The 21,266-nt window shown below is 54.7% G+C and carries 23 protein-coding genes; 16 read left to right on the forward strand and 7 right to left on the reverse strand.

Going from position 1 to position 21,266, the window contains the following annotated elements; all coding sequences use genetic code 11:
* The first annotated feature begins 48 nt into the window (after positions 1–48).
* Together pdxH and PYL13_RS05085 are read left to right on the forward strand one after the other, a co-directional pair.
* Positions 49–669 carry a pyridoxamine 5'-phosphate oxidase gene (gene pdxH / locus PYL13_RS05080; protein ID WP_192487168.1) on the forward strand — a complete coding sequence of 207 codons (621 nt, stop codon included), beginning with the start codon at positions 49–51 and terminating at the stop codon, positions 667–669.
* A 75-nt stretch (positions 670–744) separates the two neighbouring features.
* Positions 745–1,365, forward strand: a complete 621-nt coding sequence (locus tag PYL13_RS05085; protein ID WP_275640651.1) for a hypothetical protein — start codon at positions 745–747, stop codon at positions 1,363–1,365.
* Positions 1,366–1,388: 23 nt separating this feature from the next.
* Here PYL13_RS05085 and PYL13_RS05090 read toward each other — a convergent pair whose 3' ends face one another.
* From PYL13_RS05090 to PYL13_RS05100, 3 genes are all read right to left on the reverse strand, one after another.
* Positions 1,389–1,898: a GrpB family protein gene (locus PYL13_RS05090; protein WP_275640652.1), complete on the reverse strand. Its 510-nt coding sequence runs from the start codon at positions 1,896–1,898 to the stop codon at positions 1,389–1,391.
* A 6-nt stretch (positions 1,899–1,904) separates the two neighbouring features.
* Complete coding sequence (gene tldD / locus PYL13_RS05095; protein ID WP_192487171.1) at positions 1,905–3,320, reverse strand: metalloprotease TldD; 1,416 nt, start codon at positions 3,318–3,320, stop codon at positions 1,905–1,907.
* A 173-nt stretch (positions 3,321–3,493) separates the two neighbouring features.
* Complete coding sequence (locus PYL13_RS05100) at positions 3,494–4,042, reverse strand: invasion associated locus B family protein (RefSeq protein ID WP_259145714.1); 549 nt, start codon at positions 4,040–4,042, stop codon at positions 3,494–3,496.
* Positions 4,043–4,364: 322 nt separating this feature from the next.
* Here PYL13_RS05100 and coxB point away from each other — a divergent pair, with 322 nt between their 5' ends.
* The 11 genes from coxB to PYL13_RS05155 all read left to right on the forward strand — a co-directional run bounded on the left by coxB (position 4,365) and on the right by PYL13_RS05155 (position 13,979).
* Complete coding sequence (gene coxB / locus PYL13_RS05105) at positions 4,365–5,261, forward strand: cytochrome c oxidase subunit II (protein WP_275640653.1); 897 nt, start codon at positions 4,365–4,367, stop codon at positions 5,259–5,261.
* Positions 5,262–5,277: 16 nt separating this feature from the next.
* Positions 5,278–6,978, forward strand: a complete 1,701-nt coding sequence (ctaD, locus tag PYL13_RS05110; RefSeq protein ID WP_250983170.1) for a cytochrome c oxidase subunit I — start codon at positions 5,278–5,280, stop codon at positions 6,976–6,978.
* Positions 6,979–7,052: 74 nt separating this feature from the next.
* The gene (gene cyoE / locus PYL13_RS05115; protein WP_275640654.1) at positions 7,053–8,006 is read left to right on the forward strand and encodes a heme o synthase; all 954 of its coding nucleotides are present in this window, start codon (positions 7,053–7,055) and stop codon (positions 8,004–8,006) included.
* A gap of 276 nt (positions 8,007–8,282) precedes the next feature.
* On the forward strand, positions 8,283–8,888 hold the full coding sequence (locus PYL13_RS05120; RefSeq protein ID WP_250983168.1) for a cytochrome c oxidase assembly protein: 606 nt from the start codon (positions 8,283–8,285) through the stop codon (positions 8,886–8,888).
* Positions 8,889–8,960: 72 nt separating this feature from the next.
* Positions 8,961–9,836 carry a cytochrome c oxidase subunit 3 gene (locus PYL13_RS05125; RefSeq protein ID WP_250983167.1) on the forward strand — a complete coding sequence of 292 codons (876 nt, stop codon included), beginning with the start codon at positions 8,961–8,963 and terminating at the stop codon, positions 9,834–9,836.
* Positions 9,837–9,956: 120 nt separating this feature from the next.
* Positions 9,957–10,340: a DUF983 domain-containing protein gene (locus tag PYL13_RS05130; RefSeq protein WP_275640655.1), complete on the forward strand. Its 384-nt coding sequence runs from the start codon at positions 9,957–9,959 to the stop codon at positions 10,338–10,340.
* A gap of 7 nt (positions 10,341–10,347) precedes the next feature.
* Positions 10,348–11,085, forward strand: a complete 738-nt coding sequence (locus PYL13_RS05135) for an SURF1 family protein (RefSeq protein ID WP_275640656.1) — start codon at positions 10,348–10,350, stop codon at positions 11,083–11,085.
* 29 nt (positions 11,086–11,114) lie between these two features.
* Positions 11,115–12,167: a 4-hydroxy-3-methylbut-2-enyl diphosphate reductase gene (gene ispH, locus PYL13_RS05140; protein WP_250983165.1), complete on the forward strand. Its 1,053-nt coding sequence runs from the start codon at positions 11,115–11,117 to the stop codon at positions 12,165–12,167.
* An 18-nt stretch (positions 12,168–12,185) separates the two neighbouring features.
* Complete coding sequence (locus PYL13_RS05145; RefSeq protein WP_192487180.1) at positions 12,186–13,154, forward strand: homoserine kinase; 969 nt, start codon at positions 12,186–12,188, stop codon at positions 13,152–13,154.
* Positions 13,151–13,591, forward strand: coding sequence for a ribonuclease HI (gene rnhA / locus PYL13_RS05150; protein ID WP_192487181.1), 441 nt, complete (start codon positions 13,151–13,153; stop codon positions 13,589–13,591). Before PYL13_RS05145 ends, rnhA begins: the two co-directional genes overlap by 4 nt.
* 79 nt (positions 13,592–13,670) lie before the next feature.
* Positions 13,671–13,979, forward strand: coding sequence for a Dabb family protein (locus tag PYL13_RS05155; RefSeq protein WP_275640657.1), 309 nt, complete (start codon positions 13,671–13,673; stop codon positions 13,977–13,979).
* A gap of 94 nt (positions 13,980–14,073) precedes the next feature.
* Here the strand turns inward: PYL13_RS05155 and PYL13_RS05160 are convergent, their stop codons facing one another.
* Both PYL13_RS05160 and PYL13_RS05165 read right to left on the reverse strand, forming a co-directional pair.
* Positions 14,074–14,559: a peroxiredoxin gene (locus tag PYL13_RS05160; RefSeq protein ID WP_275640658.1), complete on the reverse strand. Its 486-nt coding sequence runs from the start codon at positions 14,557–14,559 to the stop codon at positions 14,074–14,076.
* Between the two features lie 89 nt (positions 14,560–14,648).
* Positions 14,649–15,479 (reverse strand): protein-disulfide reductase DsbD domain-containing protein, encoded by an 831-nt coding sequence (locus PYL13_RS05165; RefSeq protein ID WP_275640659.1) that lies wholly within the window; start codon positions 15,477–15,479, stop codon positions 14,649–14,651.
* Between the two features lie 150 nt (positions 15,480–15,629).
* On the opposite strand from PYL13_RS05165, the gene PYL13_RS05170 reads away from it, so the two are divergent.
* The 3 genes from PYL13_RS05170 (at position 15,630) to PYL13_RS05180 (ending at position 17,723) form a co-directional block, all read left to right on the forward strand.
* A complete protein-coding gene (locus tag PYL13_RS05170; protein WP_192487185.1) occupies positions 15,630–16,235 on the forward strand; it encodes a YqgE/AlgH family protein in 606 nt (201 codons plus the stop codon).
* 101 nt (positions 16,236–16,336) lie between these two features.
* Positions 16,337–16,528: a CsbD family protein gene (locus PYL13_RS05175; RefSeq protein ID WP_192487186.1), complete on the forward strand. Its 192-nt coding sequence runs from the start codon at positions 16,337–16,339 to the stop codon at positions 16,526–16,528.
* A gap of 106 nt (positions 16,529–16,634) precedes the next feature.
* The gene (locus tag PYL13_RS05180) at positions 16,635–17,723 is read left to right on the forward strand and encodes a zinc-binding metallopeptidase family protein (RefSeq protein WP_275640660.1); all 1,089 of its coding nucleotides are present in this window, start codon (positions 16,635–16,637) and stop codon (positions 17,721–17,723) included.
* Here the strand turns inward: PYL13_RS05180 and PYL13_RS05185 are convergent.
* Positions 17,702–20,614 (reverse strand): sensor domain-containing phosphodiesterase, encoded by a 2,913-nt coding sequence (locus tag PYL13_RS05185; RefSeq protein WP_192487188.1) that lies wholly within the window; start codon positions 20,612–20,614, stop codon positions 17,702–17,704. The genes PYL13_RS05180 and PYL13_RS05185 overlap by 22 nt on opposite strands.
* A 2-nt stretch (positions 20,615–20,616) precedes the next feature.
* The gene (locus PYL13_RS05190) at positions 20,617–21,225 is read right to left on the reverse strand and encodes a GNAT family N-acetyltransferase (RefSeq protein ID WP_192487189.1); all 609 of its coding nucleotides are present in this window, start codon (positions 21,223–21,225) and stop codon (positions 20,617–20,619) included.
* Between the last annotated feature and the right edge of the window lie 41 nt (positions 21,226–21,266).

Here is a 21,266-nt window from a genome sequence, read left to right on the forward strand (position 1 = left end):
GAGATCATCTCCGGGTTTGCCAATCAGTTCAGGAGCTTTTTATTCAATATGTCTGAAAGTGGGTTAACAACCGGTGACTTCACCGAGGAAAACGAACCCTTTGCTCTTTTCGGGCAATGGCTGAACGACGCAACCGCGTCCGAGATCAACGATCCGAATGCGGTCGCATTGGCAACTGTCGATGAATACGGCATGCCGAGCGTCCGCATGGTTCTCCTCAAGGATTTTGATGAGCGAGGGTTCGTATTCTATACGAACTTCGAGAGCCGCAAGGGACTGGAAATTCTTGGCCAGAAAAAGGCAGCCATGTGTTTTCACTGGAAATCCTTGCGCCGACAGGTCCGTATCCGTGGCGACGTGGAAATTGTCAGCGACGAAGAAGCGGATGCATACTACGCGTCCCGCCCGCGTGGCAGCCGCATCGGCGCATGGGCGTCCAAGCAGTCGCGCCCGCTGGAAAGCCGGTTTGCGCTGGAAAAGGCCGTTGCCGAATATACCGTACGTTATGCGGTTGGAGACATTCCGCGCCCGCCGCATTGGTCCGGTTTCCGTATCCGCCCCGTTACCATCGAGTTTTGGCACGATCGTAATTTCCGCCTGCATGACCGGGTGGAATTCAGACGCGACACGGCAGAAGGTGACTGGAGCAAGGTCCGCATGTACCCGTGAGCATCTGTCCGATGCGTGGCGGATTGGCACCGCGCACCGGACACACATTGTATCTTGATGATGAGTATTTGCGTGTTGTCCAAGACGAAATCGTTTCAGTCCGGGCTGTTTGCCCGTTTAATAAAAGCCGCCCGTATTCCGGCCCTGGCATTGTGTTCCGTGGTGGCTTTGACACTCAGTGGTCCAGCGCATGCCATGGACGACGTGGCCTTGAAAGCGGCGATGGCGTCGTTTGGCGAAGCGGCGCAAGCGCAGCGGCTGGAGAATGAGATTGCCGGTTACGTAAAATCAGGTGACCTCGAAAAGCTCACGCAATTGGCTGAAGACATTCAGGCCAAGGATGGAGAATTTCTCAATATTCTGACGCTGATCGTCGAACAGCAGGAACAGGATGTCAGCGAAGAGCTGGCGCTGATGGCGGTTGATCCACACCAGGTTGCTTTGCAAATGGGGCCATGTCACCACGCCAATATTGCCATCCGCTCCTTGGCGCTGATGATCGCTGATGGCGCCGAACCCACCATCAGAAATGATGTCGTCATGGTTGATGGCACGCAGCTCGATAATGTCTTTGCTGAAACCATCAATCGCTGTGAGCGTATCAAGGGATTGCCGCAGCGTTTGCCGCAGATCGGCTCATTATGTATGATGACCGGTAACTGCTCCGATGATCCGGACCTCGCACCGCAGCCCTGATACATCTGCCTTGGCATTATCTTTTACAAATCGCGCACAGCTGCGTCGATGATTGTGTTGATGAAGTCGGTCTTGGCGCGCGTATAGGCATCGCCGTCATACTCATACTTCTGTGCCAGTTGCAGTTTTAACCGCTGGTACTGCAGAGCTAGATCACTGTTCTCGCGCAGCCTTTCCCTGAACAGAACACGGCGGGTATGGGTCAAGCTCTCAGGCGGACATACATAAAGACGCTGATGGGGCAGGGCGTCGCGACGCAAGAAGGCCCAGACGCCGTCGCCATAACGGCTGCCACGCGGTTCATAACCAGCGTCTTCCAGAGCGGCTCGGCAACAATCCATATCAGTGAGGTTACCAAGGATGATGTCTACATCGATACAGGGCTTGGCAGACAGGCCAACAACGGCGGTGCTGCCAATATGCTCGATATCAAGGGATTTGCCCGGCAGAAGGAGCTGTAGGTCCTGCCGGATTTTTTCAAATTCGAGTGGCCATGAGGCATCATAGGAAACGATTTCAACCTTCGTTCCCACGAGGGTTTAAGCCTGTGTGCCGCCGACGGTGACCTGATCCATGCGCAGGTGCGGCTGACCAACACCAACAGGAACCCACTGGCCTGCCTTGCCACAGTTGCCAATGCCTGTGTCGAGTTTCATGTCGTTACCAACCATCGAGATGCGCTTCATGGCATCCGGGCCGTTGCCGATCAGCATTGCGCCCTTTACCGGCGCACCGATCTTGCCGTTTTCGATCAGATAGGCTTCGGTGCAGCCGAACACGAATTTGCCGGAGGTGATGTCCACCTGACCGCCACCGAAGGATACGGCATAAATGCCCTTCTTGACCGAGGCGATAATTTCTTCCGGCGTCTTGTTGCCGCCCAGCATGTAGGTGTTGGTCATGCGGGGCATTGGTACATGGGAATAACCCTGCCGCCTGCCGTTGCCCGTCGGCGTCATACCCATCAGGCGGGCATTCTGACGGTCCTGCATGTAACCGACCAGTTTGCCATTTTCGATCAGGACATTGTAGGCAGACGGTGTGCCTTCATCATCGATGGTGATGGAGCCGCGACGGTTATCTATGGTGCCATCGTCAACCACGGTCACATCAGGTGCTGCAACCATCTCGCCCAGCAAACCTGCAAAGGCTGAGGTTTTCTTGCGATTGAAGTCACCCTCAAGGCCGTGGCCAACCGCCTCATGCAACATCACACCCGGCCAGCCGGAACCTAGCACGACATCCATGGTGCCGGCGGGCGCATCGATGGCGCTCAGATTAACCAGTGCCTGACGCAACGCCTCGTCGGCGCCGCGTTGCCAGTTGTCTGTCGCGATAAAATCACCAAAGCCGACACGTCCGCCCGACCCGAAGGAGCCGCTTTCCTGACGGTCGCCTTCTCCGGCAATAACGGAGATGTTGATACGGGTCATCGGGCGAATGTCGCTGACACGGTGACCGTCGGCACGCAAAATATCAACGATCTGCCAGCTTGCCGAAACCGATGCCGTCACCTGACGGACCTTCGGATCCTTGTCGCGAAGATAGGTGTCGATATCCTGCAGCAGCTTTACTTTTTCTTCAAAGCTCGGTGAACCGATCGGGTTCTCATCACCGTAAAGCTTGCGGTTTGTTCCCTGTGGAGCGGCAGCGTAAGAACCGGAATAACCCTTCGTTACGGCAGAAACAGCATCCGCCGCGCGTTTGAATGCGCCTTCAGACAACTCACCGGCATGGGCGTAACCGACAGTCTCGCCGGCCACGGCGCGCAGGCCAAACCCCTGGTCGGTGTTGAAGCTGCCGCCCTTCAGGCGACCATTGTCGAAGGTCAGTGATTCCGCCTGCGCATGTTCGATAAAAAGTTCACCGTCATCCGCTCCCGAAAGAGCATCTGCCACAAGCGCGCGCATCTTTGCTTCGTCGCAATCAAACAGGGACAGAAGATCTTTCGTCATCACATGCTCCATCGGTTTGCCGTGGTTTCTGTCACTAGCGGACCTAATCCCTGATAGTGCAGACCATAGCGTAAAATTATGAAGGGCGTCCGCCGGGTCTGCGAACGCCCTCAAGGTATGATGTAGGCTCTGGTGGTCGCTGGCGCAAGCAGGCCAGCGGTCAGGCAATCTGGTTAGGGGAGTGCGTCGTACCCTTCGGAAAAGCCGGAAAGTTCGATCGGAATACCAACGCGATCCTGATCAACCGATTCCCGCAGCGCAAAAACGGCTGCCTTACCGGCACGCAACACCTTCATCAGCTCGTCGTCAATGTCCACTTCCACGTAGCAACCTTCAGAGAAACAACGTGTGAAATAAGCGCGGCCGATATTGTTGTTGTCGACGTAAAGTTCCATCCCGTCCTTCAGCAGCACGCCAAGCGGCGCCAGAATGCGCAGGATGCGGGATTTACGGTCAGCGGTCTTTAGCACGACAACGGAGAGACCAACTTCGGGCCTGTCATCCGCAATCACGTTCTGCATCAGCGCACACTGCTCTTCAGACGCACCAGCCGGCTTGTCGCAAATCACCGACCACGATCCATGGTTGGAACGCGCCATGCCCGGAGCGGGTGGCTGGCCAGGTGCAGGCTGCGGTTGCTGTGCCATGACCGATGCTGTCGGCATGATGATCGCTAGTCCCGCGGCTGCAAGCACAGTGCGGGCAAACGGGGTGAAACCCATGAGTACCTCTGGAATTCGAATCAATGCGGCTATTTTGCCCTTCGCTCAAGGAAATGAAAGCCTTAATCCTTCAATTCCAGTTGAGTGCGGCGGAAATTGGACTTCCCCGTGAAATCTTCAAACAAGCCTGATATGCCAGCTAGTTCATGTTTTTTAGATATAAACGATGAAAAACATTCTGAAATTGATGAATGCCAAAAAGCCGCACCCGCTTTCGATTGCGGATATTGCGGCGACGTGCAAACTATGGTTTGAGTTTATTCTATAGCATGGATTCTGCGTTTGAGTTTGAGATGGATCAAACGCGTGAGGGAGAGATACCGTGATTAACAGAATTTACGTGGCGCTGGGGGCATTTTTCTGTCTGCTCACGGCTGGCGGCGCCCATGCCGACCAGCCGGTACATTGGCAAATGGGGATGCAGGAAGCTGCCACAATTATTATGCACGACATTCGTGCGTTTGAGCAGTACACCCTGTGGTTCATTGTGCCAGTTACGCTTTTTGTACTTGCGCTGCTGATCCTAGTGGCAATCAAGTTTCGCGCAGCCGCCAATCCGGTTGCATCCAAGACCAGCCATAACACGGCAATTGAGGTCGTCTGGACACTGGCGCCAGTTCTGATCCTGCTGTTCTTGGCTTTCCCGTCTTTCAAGCTGTTGAATGCACAACTTATTCAACCGGAAAATCCGGACCTGACATTGAAGGCGACTGCGACGCAGTGGCTGTGGAGCTATGAATATGCGGCGGCTGAGGGGGCCGAACCCGTGTCTTTCGACAGCTACATGCTCAAGGAAGAAGATAGAGACGCCGCCGGCAAGACCGACAAGGCTGTTTATCCGCGCCTTCTGGCTGTCGATAATGAACTGGTCGTTCCGGTTGGCAAGACCGTTCGCCTTCTGGTGACGGCTGCTCCGACAGATGTTATCCATTCTTTTGCAATGCCAGCCTTCGGTATCAAGATCGATGCCGTACCGGGCCGTCTGAACGAAACATGGTTCAAGGCTGACCGTGAAGGTCTTTATTATGGTCAATGTTCCGAGCTTTGCGGCAAGGATCATGCTTTCATGCCAATCGCCATACGAGTGGTTTCCGAAGATCAGTACAATAGCTGGCATGCCGCCGCAGGCTCTGACCTGGGCGCAGCCAACAAGGCACTGACTGCTTCTGTCGAGGGTGGGGTAAGCACCGTCGAAGTGGCTGGAAACGAAACCAAGTAAAGGTAGGGTGAGGCAAATGGCTGGACATTCCGCACACGACGACCATCACTCTCATGGTCATTCCGCTCACAACGAGCACGTGCATGACGAACATCATGCACATACACCGGGCTTTTTCGCCCGCTGGTTCCTGTCGACGAACCACAAAGACATCGGCACTCTCTACCTGATTTTCGCGATCATCGCGGGTATCGTCGGTGGCGGCCTTTCGGTTGTCATGCGTATGGAGTTGCAGGAGCCTGGCATTCAGATTTTCCACGGTCTTGCGGCCATGGTTTATGGTTTTGAAGGCGATGCCGCTATCGATGGCGGCAAGCACATGTTCAACGTGTTCACCACTGCACACGCCCTCATCATGATCTTCTTCATGGTGATGCCGGCGTTGATCGGTGGTTTTGCCAACTGGATGGTGCCGATCATGATCGGTGCGCCTGACATGGCTTTCCCGCGTCTGAACAATATTTCGTTCTGGCTCATCGTTCCGGCATTCATTCTGCTTATCCTGTCGCTTTTCGTGGAAGGACCAGCGGGTGCTTATGGTGTCGGTGGCGGCTGGACGCTTTATCCGCCACTGTCGACAACCGGCATGCCGGGACCTGCGGTTGACCTTGCGATCTTTGCGCTGCACGTTTCAGGCGCGTCTTCGATCCTGGGTGCGATCAACTTCATCACCACCATTCTCAACATGCGTGCGCCGGGCATGACCCTGCACAAAATGCCGCTGTTTGCATGGTCGGTTCTGGTAACTGCGTTCCTGCTATTGCTCTCCATGCCTGTTCTGGCTGGTGGCATCACCATGCTGCTGACTGACCGTAACTTCGGCACTGCATTCTTCTCGCCGGAAGGCGGCGGTGACCCGATTCTCTACCAGCACCTGTTCTGGTTCTTCGGTCATCCGGAAGTGTACATTCTGATCCTGCCTGCTTTCGGCATCGTCAGCCACATCGTTTCGACGTTCTCGAAAAAGCCGGTATTCGGTTACCTTGGCATGGCTTACGCTATGGTCGCCATCGGCGCCGTCGGCTTCATCGTTTGGGCCCACCACATGTATACGGTTGGCCTGTCGCTGGAAGCACAGCGTTACTTCGTGTTCGCCACGATGGTTATCGCCGTTCCGACCGGCATCAAGATCTTCTCGTGGATTGCCACGATGTGGGGTGGCTCACTCAGCTTCCGCACACCGATGATCTGGGCTATCGGCTTCATCTTCCTGTTCACGGTTGGTGGCGTCACGGGCGTACAGCTCGCCAATGCCGGTCTCGACCGTTCGCTGCATGACACCTATTACGTGGTTGCACACTTCCACTACGTGCTGTCATTGGGTGCGGTGTTTGCGATCTTTGCAGGCTGGTACTACTGGTTCCCGAAGATCACCGGTTATATGTACAGCGAAACCATTGGTAACATTCACTTCTGGGTAATGTTCGTGGGCGTGAATCTGGTGTTCTTCCCGCAGCACTTCCTCGGTCTTGCAGGCATGCCACGTCGTTACATCGACTATCCGGATGCCTATGCCGGCTGGAACATGGTGTCGTCCTACGGTTCTTATATTTCCGCAGTGGCTGTTCTCATCTTCCTTTACGGTGTATGGGAAGCCTTGGCGAGGAAGCGTGTTGCGGGTGATAATCCGTGGGGCGAGGGTGCAACCACCCTTGAATGGCAGCTTTCGTCTCCGCCTCCATACCACCAGTGGGAACAGCTTCCGCGCATTCGCTAAGGCGAAATGACGTTGGTACAAGGATATCGCGCCGATGCGCGCGGTATCCTGATTGAATCAGGATTAAGTTTGAAATGACTGTTATCGACAATCACGACGTATTGGATGCGAAAGGCTCTGGTCTGTCAGAAGCCGGTGCTCGTGATTATTTCGAATTGCTCAAGCCACGCGTTATGTCGCTTGTCGTATTCACAGCATTTGCCGGTCTTATCGTGGCGCCAGGCAGCCTTAACCCGGTACTCGGCTTCATTGCCATTCTGTGTATTGCGGTTGGCGCAGGTGCCTCCGGCGCGCTCAACATGTGGTACGATGCTGATATTGATGCGGTGATGACCCGTACGGCAAATCGTCCGGTGCCTTCCGGTCGCGTTGCGCCCGGCGAAGCGCTGGCATTCGGCCTTACGCTGTCGGCCTTCTCGGTGATGATCCTTGGACTGGCGCTGAACTGGCTTGCCGCAGGCATCCTTGCCTTCACCATCTTCTTCTACGCCGTGGTCTACACCATGTGGCTGAAGCGCTCGACACCACAGAACATTGTGATCGGTGGGGCGGCCGGTGCTTTCCCGCCGATGATCGGTTGGGCCTGTGTGACCGGCGATGTGACGCTGAACAGCGTTCTCCTGTTCCTTATCATTTTCCTCTGGACGCCTGCGCATTTCTGGGCGCTGGCCTTGTTCAAGATGAAAGATTACGGTTCCGTCGGTATCCCGATGATGCCGAATGTAGCGGGCGAATCTTCTACCAAGAACCAGATGCTGGCCTATACGTTGCTGACCTCTGCGGTCGCTGTCGCGCCATCATTTACCGGTCTTGCGGGGGTTGGCTACGGCATTTTCGCGGCCGTACTTAGTGTGATCTTCATCTATTTCTCTCTGACCGTGCTGCGCATGCCGGAAGGAGATGAAAAGATGGTTCCTGCGAAAAAGATGTTCGCCTACTCGATCTTTTACCTGTTCGCGATCTTCTCTGGACTTCTGGCCGATCACTTCGTGCCATCATTCCAGACGTTAATGGCGGGGTGGGCCTAATGGAAACAGTAAAACCAAGCGAAGCAGAAAAGAAATCCAGACGTGGAAGAAACATCGCGCTCGGCCTTGTATTGGCGGCGTTGGTGGTCCTTTTCTACGTCATTACGATCATCAAGATTGGATCGCACTAGAGCATGTCGCGCAATACTGCGCTGCGGTCACCTCTGACGCAACAATGCGGGGAGAAATGGCGGGCAGTGCAGGAATTGCATCTTAAAGGTCGTTATACGCCCGGAGTTTTTCGAAGCGCGTAACGAAAAAGGGAGGAGGAGCGAAATGACAACGGCAAATGTAGGACCTGCAAAACGCACAGGGAACGGCACAATTCTGGTGCTGTGCCTGGTATTCGTTTGTGGCATGGTCGGCATGGCCTATGCCGCCGTCCCTCTCTATCGCCTTTTTTGTCAGGTCACCGGTTATAACGGCACCACGCAACGCGTAGAGCAGTACTCCGAGACCATTCTTGATCGCACCGTAAAGGTGACGTTCGATTCCAACACATCCAATGGCCTGAACTGGGACTTCCGTCCGGTACAACGCTCAATCGATCCTAAGATCGGTGAGACGGTCGAGGTTCGCTTCAAGGCGACCAACCGGTCTACGGTCCCGACCACGGGCACAGCTGTCTTTAACGTGACGCCGATGGAAGCGGGCGCCTATTTCAACAAGGTTGAATGTTTCTGCTTTACGGAAACCACCTTGCAGCCGGGCGAAACGCTGGAAATGCCTGTGGTGTTTTTTGTCGATCCGGATATCGTCAAGACGCGCGAAACAAAAGACATACACACAATGACTTTGTCCTATACTTTCTATCCGTCAAAGACGGACAAGCCGGTGGCAGCGCTGCCGGTGAAAACAGAAGGTCAGGAACAGAAACTTTGAGAGAGGGAATCGCACGCTCTGATCGGGAGGGTGTGATTTTGGGAAAGCAGTCAATTCGGGGAATTGTCGGATATGGCAGACACGCACGAAAAGAAACATGACTACCACATTATAGATCCAAGCCCCTGGCCACTTCTGGCTGCTGTTGGTGCATTTGTGCTGACCTTTGGTGGCGTCTGTTATATGCGCTACCTCTCGGGTAGCTCGATGAAGCTGTTTGGTCTGGAAATGGCCAATCCTTGGCTGTTCTACATCGGCCTCGCGCTGGTGCTGTACGTCATGTACGCCTGGTGGGCAGACACCGTGAAAGAAGCGCATGAAGGGCACCACACCCGTGTTGTGTCGTTGCATCTTCGTTACGGCATGATCATGTTCATTGCCTCGGAAGTCATGTTCTTCGTGGCATGGTTCTGGGCTTACTTCGACGCCAGCCTTTACCCGCATGAGGCAATTCAGGCTTCGCGCCTTGAATATACCGGCGGTCAATGGCCACCCAAGGGCATCGAGGTGATCGATCCATGGCACCTGCCACTGTACAACACCGTTATCCTGCTGTTGTCGGGTACCTGTGTAACCTGGGCACACCATGCGATCCTGCACAATGATCGCAAAGGGCTGATTAACGGTCTGGCGCTCACGGTTGCGCTTGGCGTTTTGTTCTCGTCCGTGCAGATCTATGAGTACATGCACGCGCCGTTCGACTTCAAGAATTCTATCTACGGCGCCACCTTCTTTATGGCGACCGGCTTCCACGGCTTCCATGTTTTCGTCGGTACCGTGTTCCTGCTGGTCTGCATGTTCCGTGCTATAGCCGGGGACTTTACGGCGAAACAACACTTTGGTCTCGAAGCGGCCGCCTGGTACTGGCACTTCGTTGACGTGGTTTGGCTGTTCCTGTTCTTCGCAATCTATATCTGGGGCGGTTGGGGCGCACCGGTTCACGGTTGATCGCCAAACAACAGACAATGTCGGGCGGCAGCAATGCCGCCCTTTCTTTTTGCCGACCCTGAAGCATGTTGCCGTTAAACATGCTTTAGTGCGGAAATACGTGGAGACAGAGGAAAAGCCATGCAGGATGACAGCGCCCTTTATCCACCGGTTGATCCGGTTAAGTGTGGCTTGAAGGGGCATTGCCCGCGCTGCGGGCAGGGGAAACTGTTTGATGGTCTTCTCAAGGTAAAACCAGAGTGTTCGGCCTGCGGGCTTGATTATTCTTTTGCCGATGCGGGTGATGGGCCGGCCGTGTTTGTCATGCTGATCGTCGGTTTCCTGATTGTCGGTCTGGCGCTCTGGCTTGAGACGACCTTTGAACCACCCGTCTGGGTTCACGCTCTGATATGGTTGCCCATGACGGTCATCGTGTCCCTTACGCTGTTGCGCGTTCTGAAAGGCATCATGATTGCCCTGCAATATAGAAACAACGCCAGCGAAGGCCGCATAGATCGTGGCTGACATCAACATGACAACAGTTGGAAGAACACGGAAATTGGTCGCTGGCTTGAGCGCCTTGGTCGCTCTGGCAATCTTGTTGGGGCTTGGTACGTGGCAGGTACAACGCCTGCACTGGAAAGAGACGCTGCTGCAGGACATCGAAACCCGCCGCACCTCCCAGCCGCTGACGCTTGCACAAGCCGAGCAGATGCTCGGCAAACAACCGTTGGAATATCGCCGGGTGAAGGTTCAGGGTTTGTTTGACCATACCCGTGAACGTCACTTCTTTGCCACCCATCGTGGGCAGACCGGGTATTATATCTACACGCCGTTGCGACTGGAGGATGATCGCTTCATTTTCATCAACCGTGGTTTCGTGCCTTATGAGTTGAAGGAACCGGCAACACGGCTCGCCGGAGAAATAATGAGCGGCCCTGTCGTTATTGAAGGACTGCTACGCGAGAAGCTGACGGAAAAGCCTTCCTCGATGGTTCCGGAAAACGATCTCGCCAAGAATATCTTCTACTGGAAAGATTTTGACGCAATGGTGAACAGTGCCGGTCTTGATCCGGCCACGGTCGTGGGCTTTTTTGTCGACGCCAACGATGCGCCGAACCCAGGTGGCTGGCCGCAAGGTGGCGTAACGCTCATCGATTTGCCAAACAATCATCTGCAATATGCGATAACATGGTACGGACTGGCCGCTGCCCTTGTCATCGTCGCCGGATTTGCCTATTTCCGGGGAACTAAAGGTAAACCCGGGTAGCAACTTTACCGGCTCGCCAAGGAGAAGGAATGAACACCATCGTTTCCAAGTCGCCCCTGACGATTCGGCTCTGTGGGCCGCGCGGTTTTTGTGCAGGCGTGGACCGGGCCATTCAGATCGTCGTTCTGGCGCTGAAAGCCTATGGTGCTCCCGTTTATGTCCGCCACGAAATCGTTCACAACCGCTACGTGGTTGAGGGGCTTGAGGCCAAGGGCGCGATCTTCGTTGAGGAACTGAACGAGATTCCACCTGAACACCGTGAGCAGCCGGTGGTGTTTTCGGCCCATGGTGTGCCGAAGTCGGTGCCTGAAGATGCGCAGGCCCGTAACCTGTTCTATCTCGATGCAACATGCCCGCTGGTTTCCAAGGTGCACAAGCAGGCCATGCGCCACCAGCGTTTGGGCCGCCACGTCGTGTTGATTGGCCATGCCGGTCACCCGGAGGTCATCGGTACCATGGGTCAATTGCCTGATGGCACCGTCTCGCTTGTCGAAACCATTGAGGATGCAGCGGTCTATGAACCGGCCGATTCCGAAAATCTCGGTTTCGTCACGCAGACCACGCTTTCGGTGGATGATACGGCCGGCGTTATTGCCAAGCTGCAGGAACGTTTCCCGTCCATTCAGTCGCCTGCGGCTGACAGTATTTGTTACGCAACGACCAATCGCCAGGAAGCGGTCAAGCAGGCTGCTCCTGGTTGTGATCTGTTCATCGTGGTCGGTGCACCCAACTCTTCCAATTCCAAGCGCCTCGTTGAAGTGGCCTTGAGGGCAGGGGCAACGCGCTCCGTTCTGGTGCAGCGCGCCTCGGAAATCGATTGGGACGTGATTGGCGATATCCGCACGGTTGGCCTGTCGGCGGGTGCCTCCGCCCCTGAAGTGATCGTTGACGAGATTATCAGCGCATTCCGCGAGCGTTACGACACGACGCTGGATCTGGCTGTGACGGTTGAAGAAACCGAGCATTTCCTTGTCAACAGAGAGCTGCGCAGCATTGAATTGACCACTGCCGATATGGCATTCGTAAATGGCGATTCACGCGACATCATGCCTGCAAAATCCATCTTTGCTGCAAACCTCTGATATGTAAGAGACTTCAAATTGGCAGTTTACACCGATATCACCGAAGACGACCTCAAGAGCTTTCTGGAAGCCTATGATGCAGGGGAATTGACCTCCTACAAAGGCATTGCCGAAGGTGTAGAGAACACCAATTTTCTGCTTCACACCACCAAGTCGCCGCTGATCTTGACGTTGTATGAAAAGCGGGTGGAAAAGTCGGACCTACCGTTTTTCCTTGGCCTCATGCACCATCTGGCAGACAAGGGACTTTCCTGCCCGCTGCCGCTGCCCCGCAAGGATGGCGAGTTGCTGGGCGAACTTTCGGGCCGTCCGGCCGCCCTGATCTCCTTCCTGGAAGGCATGTGGCTGCGCAAGCCGGAAGCCAAGCATTGCCGCGAAGTCGGCAAGGCTCTGGCCGCCATGCACCTCGCGGGCGAAGGTTTCGAGATCAAGCGACCTAACGCGCTGTCCGTTGAAGGCTGGAAAGTTCTCTGGGAAAAATCCCGTGAACGCGCTGACGAAGTTGAAAAAGGCCTGCAGCAGGAAATCCAGCCGGAAATCGATTTTCTGGCAGCCAACTGGCCGAAGGATTTGCCGGCCGGCGTCATTCACGCCGATCTGTTTCAGGATAACGTGTTTTTCCTGGGCGACGAACTGTCTGGCCTGATCGACTTCTATTTCGCTTGCAATGACTTCCTCGCTTATGACGTTTCCATCTGCCTCAACGCTTGGTGCTTTGAAAAGGATGGCGCCTACAACGTCACCAAGGGCAAGGCATTGCTGGAAGGTTACCAGTCCGTGCGTCCACTGAACGCTGAAGAGTTGAACGCACTGCCGTTGCTGGCGCGTGGTTCTGCACTTCGCTTCTTCCTGACACGCCTCTACGACTGGCTGACAACGCCGGAAGGGGCATTGGTGGTCAAGAAAGACCCGATTGAATATCTGCGCAAGCTGCGCTTCCACCGGTCCATCAACGACGTGGCCGAGTATGGATTGGCCAGCGAATGAAACACGTCGATATTTTTACCGATGGCGCCTGTTCGGGAAATCCAGGACCGGGTGGCTGGGGCGCTGTTTTGCGTTACGGCGAAATCGAAAAGGACATGTGTGGCGGTGAGGCGGAAACGACCAACAACCGCATGGAGCTGATGGCGGCAATTCAGGCGCTTAACGCCCTGAAATCGCCCTGCGAGGTCGATCTCTATACCGACAGCTCGTATGTTAAGGACGGTATTACCAAATGGATTTTCGGCTGGAAGAAAAAAGGCTGGAAAACCGCCGACAATAAGCCGGTGAAAAATGTCGAGCTGTGGCAGGCACTGGAAGAGGCGCGTGACCGACACAAGGTGACGCTGCACTGGGTCAAAGGTCATGCCGGACACCCGGAAAACGAACGTGCCGACGAACTGGCGCGCAAGGGCATGGAGCCATTCAAGACACGGTGACGCCAATATGCGTCTGATTTAACCTTGCCAAAGCCTCATCTCTACCTATCTTGTCGTCAAATAACAGGAGAGGTCATTTATGATTCAACATTGCGTATTTCTGCGTTTGAAAGCCTCGACCACGGCTGATCAAAAGCAGGCAATTTATGATGCCATTGCGGCCTTGAAAGATGTTGTACCTGGAATTCTCGATATCAAATTCGGACAAAATGTATCGCCGGAAGGCTTGAATGGCGGTTTTTTGGATGGGTTTATCGTGACACTGGAAAGCATCGAAGCCCGTGATGCCTACCTCACCCACCCGCAGCATGTTGAGGTCGGCGATGAGATCATCACATTGACCGATGGCGGACTGGCGGGAATTCTCGTCTTTGACATGCTGATCTGAGCGGCACGCGCGCCTGGTGCGCGATATCCATCGTACAACAAAAAGGGCACATTCCAGCCGGAATGTGCCCTGATTTTTTTGACTGTCTATCAGATCAAAGCTGTTCGATCATCTTTGCCGCGGAGGAAACCGTGGCCTGGCCTGGGTTTTCCTCGACGTTCAGAGACTTCACGACGCCATCATCGACCAGCATGGAGTAGCGCTTGGAGCGAACGCCAAGGCCGCCACCAGACAGATCTGCATCCAGACCAAGTGCCTTTGTGAAAGAAGCATCCCAGTCAGCCAGGAAGTGGATCTTGCCGAGGCCACCGGAAGACTGCGCCCACGCACCCATGACATGCCAGTCATTGACCGCAACAACAGCAATATCGTCAACGCCGCGTGCGAGAATGGCATCGCGGTTTTCAAGATAGCCAGGAAGGTGGTTGAGAGAGCAGGTCGGCGTAAACGCGCCCGGAACGGCGAAAACAACAACCTTCTTACCCTTGAAAAGGTCTTCTGTGGTGGTTTCTACCGCGCCATCCGCTGTTTTTTCCTTGAAGGTGGCCGAAGGCAGCTTGTCACCAATTGCAATGGTCATTGAATGCTCCTGTTGAATAAATGGAAATGACTGAAAGATTTTCCGCGGGCACCGTAGAGGCTAAATCGGTCTGTGAAAAATGAATTTTGTTAAAACTGAAGCGGGCTTTCGATTGCCTTGCCACCGGCCTTTATCAGAACACGCCAATTGCTACCCGGCATGCGGAAGCGTTTGGGCAGTCCGCTCACATCCATATCAAAAACGGCGTGTCGTCCCGTTTTCTTGATATTGGAGGGGCTGGAGAATGCGTAGCCATTCGGCCCTGTCAGATAGACCTCGAATGTCTCGCCAGCACCCTCGGGTAGCAAGACGTCGAAAGCGACCGTATTGTCGCGTTTGTGGGCGTAGGATGCGACCTTGAAGTTGTCGTCGGGTTGCTGAGGCAGTTTTTTGTATGCGGTTTCAATGATCTGGCGTTCATCCAAGGTTGCTTTGGAAGACCTGCTTACGGTGATTTCGAACTCCGCCTGAAACGGTATGCAGATATTCTGGCAGACGCCGATAAAAGCAGATAGCTTGGCAGAGATTTCTTTCGAGGGGTCGAACGCGCCAAGTTTGAAGGGCAACAACACGGACTGATCATAGCCGATATCGCGCAACTCGCCGTTCATGATGAGTTTCGGAACTGGAAAAACAAGCGATTGAACAGTGACGCCACCGCCCGGTAAACTGGCTTCAATATGCGGCGGAATACCTGCTTCGCCCGGTTCACGCCAATAGGTGATCCACCCTGGCTTGAGTTCGATTTCCAGTCCGGCTTGAAGCATGCCATGTTGGTCGACATCCAGTGTCACCACACGCATGCGGCCGCCTTCGCTTTCCGCCCATTCGGTGACAGTTGCGTTGCCGGAAGTTGCTGTTGCAAGGACGCTCAGGCTGGCAAATATGGACAGGGCTTGAAGTGATCTGGAAATACGCATGGGTTCTGATTTACTCCAGCCGCCAGCGCTCTGCCACTTCATATCAAAAAAATTCAATCATTTTCAGTTGATTGATTGGTCACAATACCGCATCCTGAATGAATTGGGCAAAGGGCAGGGCCGACAGTTTCCAACGATCCGGAGGTGAATATGAAGTTTTCAACTCTCATGGACAAGCGAGAACGGGGCTTTCTGGATGGGCAATTTCTCATTGCCATGCCAGCGATGAACGACGGCAATTTTGCCCGTTCAGTGATTTACATTTGTGCGCATTCCTCAGCTGGTGCCATGGGTTTCATCATTAACCGGCCACAGCAGATAACCTTTACCGACGTGTTGCTGCATTTGAACCTTATGGACAGCAACGACGCTATCATGCTGCCAAACCACACGCGGGAATTCCCGATCCAATGCGGTGGTCCGGTAGAAAGCGGCCGCGGCTTTGTTTTGCATTCCGATGACTATTCCAGTGAGTCCAGCATTCCGGTGAGCGACGAAATTTCCCTGACGGCAACGCTGGATATCGTGCGTGCCATTTCCAATGGCCGTGGACCGGATCGTGCGACGATGCTGCTTGGGTATGCTGGTTGGGGGCCGGGCCAACTGGAGGAAGAAATCGTCCAGAATGGTTGGCTGAACTGCGAGGCGAATGAAGGTATGATTTTTGACCGCTCGCTCGATAACAAGTACCAGCGTGCGCTTTCATTGATGGGCATTGAGCTTTCTGCATTGTCGACTACGGCCGGGCACGCCTGATGACTCAAAATAATTCAACAGCGTTTGGAACCAGCCTGCGTCGCTGACGTTTTCTCCACGCTGCCGCTACAGACGGCAGAAAAGTTTAAAGGAGAAGTCCAATGGGTAGCATGTCTGATAAGGTTGCTGGCAAGGCAAACGAAGTCGCTGGCAAGGTGAAGCAGGGCGTGGGCAAGGCAACTGGCAATGACCAGATGCGCGCTGAAGGTGCTGTTCAGGAAACCAAAGGTAAGGTTCAGACAGCAACCGGCAAAGCCAAAGATACCGTGAAGAATGTAGTCGACCGCATGTAAACACCCCATGCTTGACTTGCCGTCTGACCGGCAAAGCAACGTTAAGTGCAGGTAACCTTTTACCTGCACTTTTCTTTTGTTTCATTGATGCGACTGCGGGGTTGAAATGAGACTTTTTACATGCGCGACGTGCGGCCAATCCATTCATTTCGATAATAGATATTGCGTGAAATGCGGAAGCCGTCTGGCTTTCGTGCCAGACATGGTTGCGCTGGAAGCTTTGCAGCCAGCTGGTGAACCGCTTTGGAGCTTGGTGTCATCTCCTGAGCGACAAGTTCGTTTCTGCGGCAACGAGGTTCACGACATCTGTAACTGGGCGATCCCTGCCGAGCAGGACGGTGAGTTTTGTGAAGTCTGTAAACACAACAGACTGGTGCCCGATGCTTCGACCGCGGTTGGTCTTGAGCGCTGGAGACGTATTAGCCAAGCGCAGCGCCACCTGTTCTATTCGCTTTTACGGTTGAGATTGCCTGTGCCTGACCGCCTACAAGACCCGCAGAGCGGGCTGGTGTTTGATTTCCTGGTGGACGAGGTAACGCCGGATGGCAATATCATTCCCGCCATGACCGGCCATGAGGAAGGGTTGATCGCCATCCGTGCCGCTGAAGCGGATGACGCGACACGCGAGCAGGTTCGCAGCAACATGAATGAGCCCTATCGCACCATGCTCGGGCACTTCAGGCACGAGACAGGGCACTTCATTTGGAACAAGCTGGTACGTGATGCAAATCGGTTCGAAGCATTCCGCGCCGTGTTTGGCGACGAAACGCAAGACTACGCCGAAGCGCTCGAGCGCAATTACCAGAGTGGACCGCCCGAAGGTTGGCAGGAAAATTACATCAGTACCTATGCCGCCAGCCATCCCTGGGAAGACTTTGCCGAATGTTTTGCCCATTACCTGCATATCATCGATACACTGGAGACGGCTGGGTCTTTCGGCATGGCGATCGAACCTGAAGGTCACAAGGAGATGGCCGCAGAAGTTGAGTTTGATCCGTATAAAGCCCGCAGTGCAGAACAGCTCGTATCCGTCTGGGTGCCGCTCAGCGTGGCGATGAACTCCATCCACCGCAGCATGGGGCAGGGAGATCTCTATCCATTTGTCGTTACACCGGTTGTTACCGCCAAGCTCCAGTTCATTCACGAACTGGTGCATGGCGATATTTCAACGGATCAGGCGCGTTTGGCTGGCTGAAAACGCTCGCGCAACAGCTTGAGTGAAGCGTCTGCATTTTCCGGTGTGCCGAAAATGAAGCTCTGGCCGTAATGGCAGTTCATGCGTGCCAGTTCGGCTGCGTCTTCTGGCGTTTCGATGCCTTCGGCCACCACATGCATTTCCAGGGCACGGGCCATCGCGATCACCGACATAAGCAGGATATTGCGCTTCTCTGTAGAATTGGCGACCAGCGCCTTGTCCAGCTTGATCGTATCGAATGGAAAGCGGGTCAAATAGGCAAGCGATGAATAACCGGTACCGAAGTCATCAAGGGCAAGGCTCAAACCTGTGTCCTTGAGCTTGTTGAGGACAAGCCGTGCCTGCTCTGGGTTTTCCATCACGATGGATTCGGTCAGTTCCAGTTTCAACTGCTTGGGATTGCAGTGTGTGCGTGCCAGCATGCTGCGAACATCGTTGTAAAGTTCGTTGTTTAGCAACTGGGCGCTGGAGATGTTGACGGAAACAAAGATCGGCAATTTGTCGATCGCCTGTTGCCATTCCACGAGGTTGGTCGCAGCGCGCTCAAGTGCAAACATCCCGAGCTGTTCGATCAGGCCTGAGGCCTCTGCAATAGGAATGAACTCACTGGGTGGAATATTGCCGCGCTTGGGATGCTCCCAGCGCATGAGAGCCTCGAAGCCTGCAATATCGCCATTGTCAAGCCGGATGATGGGCTGATAGGCGAGGTAAAGCTCTTTTCGCTCCAATGCTCGGCGCAGGTCGCTTTCCAGCTGCAAACGGTCTGTACCGGAACTGCGGAACGCCGGACGGAACGGTTCGACACGGTTGCCGCCAGACCGTTTTGCACGGTACATGGCAAGTTCGGCGTCGCTGAGCAGTCCGGCTGCACTGTCCTGCTGATCTATCCAGGAAACCAGACCAACCGATGCCGTCAGGATGATTTCACGTCCGGCAAAGTTGATCGGCACCATGATCGCCTTGTTCACCGCATCGGCAAAATCAGCAATACGGGCCGGATCTCGTTCGGAAACGAGGATGAGGCCAAATTCATCACCACCAAGGCGGGCGAGCGTATCCTGCGGTTTAAGCAGGCGGCGCAGGCGGCGGGTCAGTGCAATTAGGATATTGTCGCCGGCGGCAATGCCCAGCGTATCATTGACCAGCTTGTAGCGGTCGATATCAATGGCAAGAACCGTCGGGCGGACACTGTCGCCGTCAGCGGTCAGGTTGAGGATCGATTGCAAACGATCAAGGAAAACCTGACGGTTCGGTAGGCCGGTTAGATTGTCGGTGAGCGCATCCTGCAAGAGGCGCTCCACCGAGTTTTTCTGCTCGGTAATGTCAGTAATCGTTCCCACGCAGCGAATGATTTCACCGTTGGAACCGAGCACCGGCCGTGCCCGAATCTGCAGCCAATGAAAATGACCATCTTCGGCGCGAATGCGAAATTCATGATTGAAACGACCCTTACGGTGGTCGAGTAGCACGTCTAGTGTTGCCTTGAACCGGTCGCGGTCGTCGGGATGAAGGCGTGGCAACCAGTTGCGCGCTGCGCCATGCATGCTGCCGGGGTGAAGACCCAGCTTGAGGGAAATGTCTGGCGTGGTCACGATACGGTCACGGGTTACATCCCAGTCCCAAACGGTGTCGCCGCTGCCGGTCAGGGCAAGTGACTGGCGCTCGAGGTCTGAAAACAGGCCTTGCTGGTAGGCGCTGCCAGCAAAGGCATGCTGGATGACGGTAAAGCCGATCAACAGCACGATCAGGACAAGACCACCACCCAGCGCCGGCTGGATAATGTCATTGTCCAGTTGACCGGTAACGGTCAGCCAGCTGCCGAAAAGCCATGCCAGGATCAACGCCCATGACGGCACCAGCAAAATGGCGCGGTCATAGCGGTTGAAGCCGAGATAAATGATCAGGGCAATACCGACGACACCGGTCAGGGCAAAGGAAATACGGGCGATACCCGACGCCACCGACGGGTCATAGATCGCAACGCCGAACAGAAGTGCCAGACCGACAACCCAAGCGAATGTCGCATAACCAAGATGGGCGTGCCACCGGTTGAGGTTGAGGTAAGTAAACAGGAAGATCACAAGGCTGGATGCGAGAGCGACCTCCGCCCCCGCGCGCCATATTCGCTGATCGCTTGAGGTCACGCTGATCAGCTTCTCAAGGAAACCGAAATCCACGCAGATATAGGCAAGAACAGCCCAGGCAAGGGCAGCCGAAGCTGGCAAAACCGATGTGCCCTTGACCACGAACAGAATGGTCAGCAGCACCGCCAACAGGCCGGCAATGCCAAGCACGATACCGCGGTAGAGTGTAAAGGCGTTGACGGTGTCCTTGTAGGCTTCCGGTTCCCACAGGTAAATCTGTGGCAGTTGCGGCGTGGAAAGCTCGGCAACGAAGGTAATGACAGAACCGGGGTTCAGGGTGATGCGGAAAACGTCGGCATCCGGGCTTGGCTGACGGTCCAGCGCAAAACCTTCACTGGGGGTGATAGCGATGATGCGCTGAGAACCAAGATCCGGCCAGAATACCTTGGAATTCACCAGACGGAAATGCGGGGCAACGATAACGCGCTCAAGCTGCTCTTCGGACACGTTGGCGAGCGCAAAAACTGCCCAGTCACCCTGGTGGGCAGGAGAGCTGGCACGCACCTCGATACGGCGGCGAATACCATCGGGTCCCGGTGCGGTGGATACCTGAAAGGCTTCACCCTGATTGACATGAATATCGGTCGTGGCGGTCAGGTCCAGCGCGGTGGCATCGCGCGAAATCTTCACCGGCTCAAAGGCAGCAGCAGTCGTTGCGAAACCGGCCAGCGCCAGTAGGGCCGAAAAAAAGATGGCGATTGCTGCGATCAGCCGTGAAACTCGAAATTTTGAATACATGCCAGCCATAATTAGTCCGGTTTCCTACTGTCATGGCGACCATCAGCGATTAAGGAGAACATGGCATGATCGCGCCACTCACCATTGATCTTGAGATATTCTCGCAAGAGACCTTCCCGCTGAAAGCCGGCATTTTCGAGCAACCGGATGCTTTTGAAGTTATCTGGAATACAGGCTGCCTCAATTCGGTGCAACTGTAGCCCATTGAAGATGTAGGGTATTACCAGTCTTAATGCGGCAGACATATGACCTTGTGCCGCATATCGTTCGCCCATCCAGTATCCGATCATGCAGCTTTGCGCTGCACCTCTGCGTATGTAGCCGATTGTAAGACCGCCGAGAAGTAACATTTCGGGCTGTTTGAAAACTAGGAGCGCTACAGCGGTGCCGGAGGAGAATTCCTGACCGTTGCGGATAACCCGCGTTCTGAAAGAACCTTCTGTTAACTCATCTGGCCGCCAGGTCGGTTCCCATGGTTGCAGGAACCGACGACTTTCAGAGCGTAGCCCGTGCCATTGTCGAAAATCCGAATATTGCGGCAGGCGCAGCAGATAGGACGAATCGCGAATTTCCGGTTTGTCGCCGTTTCGTGAGAAAAAACGCAACATGGCTCGGCTCATTCAATTCCCCGTTACGACCATCGCCTCCTGATCGTTGTCAG

Origin of the sequence: Agrobacterium sp. Azo12, assembly GCF_029193765.2 — a bacterium.
In the GTDB taxonomy this organism is placed as follows: Bacteria; Pseudomonadota; Alphaproteobacteria; order Rhizobiales; family Rhizobiaceae; genus Agrobacterium.

What these genes read in the sequence shown, in the direction of transcription:
- pdxH (WP_192487168.1), top strand. Translation starts at nt 49, where the DNA reads ATGTCTGAAAGTGGGTTAACAACCGGTGACTTCACCGAGGAAAACGAA.
- tldD (WP_192487171.1), bottom strand. Translation starts at nt 3,320, where the DNA reads ATGACGAAAGATCTTCTGTCCCTGTTTGATTGCGACGAAGCAAAGATG.
- PYL13_RS05100 (WP_259145714.1), bottom strand. Translation starts at nt 4,042, where the DNA reads ATGGGTTTCACCCCGTTTGCCCGCACTGTGCTTGCAGCCGCGGGACTA.
- ctaD (WP_250983170.1), top strand. Translation starts at nt 5,278, where the DNA reads ATGGCTGGACATTCCGCACACGACGACCATCACTCTCATGGTCATTCC.
- cyoE (WP_275640654.1), top strand. Translation starts at nt 7,053, where the DNA reads ATGACTGTTATCGACAATCACGACGTATTGGATGCGAAAGGCTCTGGT.
- PYL13_RS05120 (WP_250983168.1), top strand. Translation starts at nt 8,283, where the DNA reads ATGACAACGGCAAATGTAGGACCTGCAAAACGCACAGGGAACGGCACA.
- PYL13_RS05125 (WP_250983167.1), top strand. Translation starts at nt 8,961, where the DNA reads ATGGCAGACACGCACGAAAAGAAACATGACTACCACATTATAGATCCA.
- PYL13_RS05130 (WP_275640655.1), top strand. Translation starts at nt 9,957, where the DNA reads ATGCAGGATGACAGCGCCCTTTATCCACCGGTTGATCCGGTTAAGTGT.
- PYL13_RS05135 (WP_275640656.1), top strand. Translation starts at nt 10,348, where the DNA reads ATGACAACAGTTGGAAGAACACGGAAATTGGTCGCTGGCTTGAGCGCC.
- ispH (WP_250983165.1), top strand. Translation starts at nt 11,115, where the DNA reads ATGAACACCATCGTTTCCAAGTCGCCCCTGACGATTCGGCTCTGTGGG.
- rnhA (WP_192487181.1), top strand. Translation starts at nt 13,151, where the DNA reads ATGAAACACGTCGATATTTTTACCGATGGCGCCTGTTCGGGAAATCCA.
- PYL13_RS05155 (WP_275640657.1), top strand. Translation starts at nt 13,671, where the DNA reads ATGATTCAACATTGCGTATTTCTGCGTTTGAAAGCCTCGACCACGGCT.
- PYL13_RS05160 (WP_275640658.1), bottom strand. Translation starts at nt 14,559, where the DNA reads ATGACCATTGCAATTGGTGACAAGCTGCCTTCGGCCACCTTCAAGGAA.
- PYL13_RS05165 (WP_275640659.1), bottom strand. Translation starts at nt 15,479, where the DNA reads ATGCGTATTTCCAGATCACTTCAAGCCCTGTCCATATTTGCCAGCCTG.
- PYL13_RS05170 (WP_192487185.1), top strand. Translation starts at nt 15,630, where the DNA reads ATGAAGTTTTCAACTCTCATGGACAAGCGAGAACGGGGCTTTCTGGAT.
- PYL13_RS05175 (WP_192487186.1), top strand. Translation starts at nt 16,337, where the DNA reads ATGGGTAGCATGTCTGATAAGGTTGCTGGCAAGGCAAACGAAGTCGCT.
- PYL13_RS05180 (WP_275640660.1), top strand. Translation starts at nt 16,635, where the DNA reads ATGAGACTTTTTACATGCGCGACGTGCGGCCAATCCATTCATTTCGAT.
- PYL13_RS05185 (WP_192487188.1), bottom strand. Translation starts at nt 20,614, where the DNA reads ATGGCTGGCATGTATTCAAAATTTCGAGTTTCACGGCTGATCGCAGCA.
- PYL13_RS05190 (WP_192487189.1), bottom strand. Translation starts at nt 21,225, where the DNA reads ATGAGCCGAGCCATGTTGCGTTTTTTCTCACGAAACGGCGACAAACCG.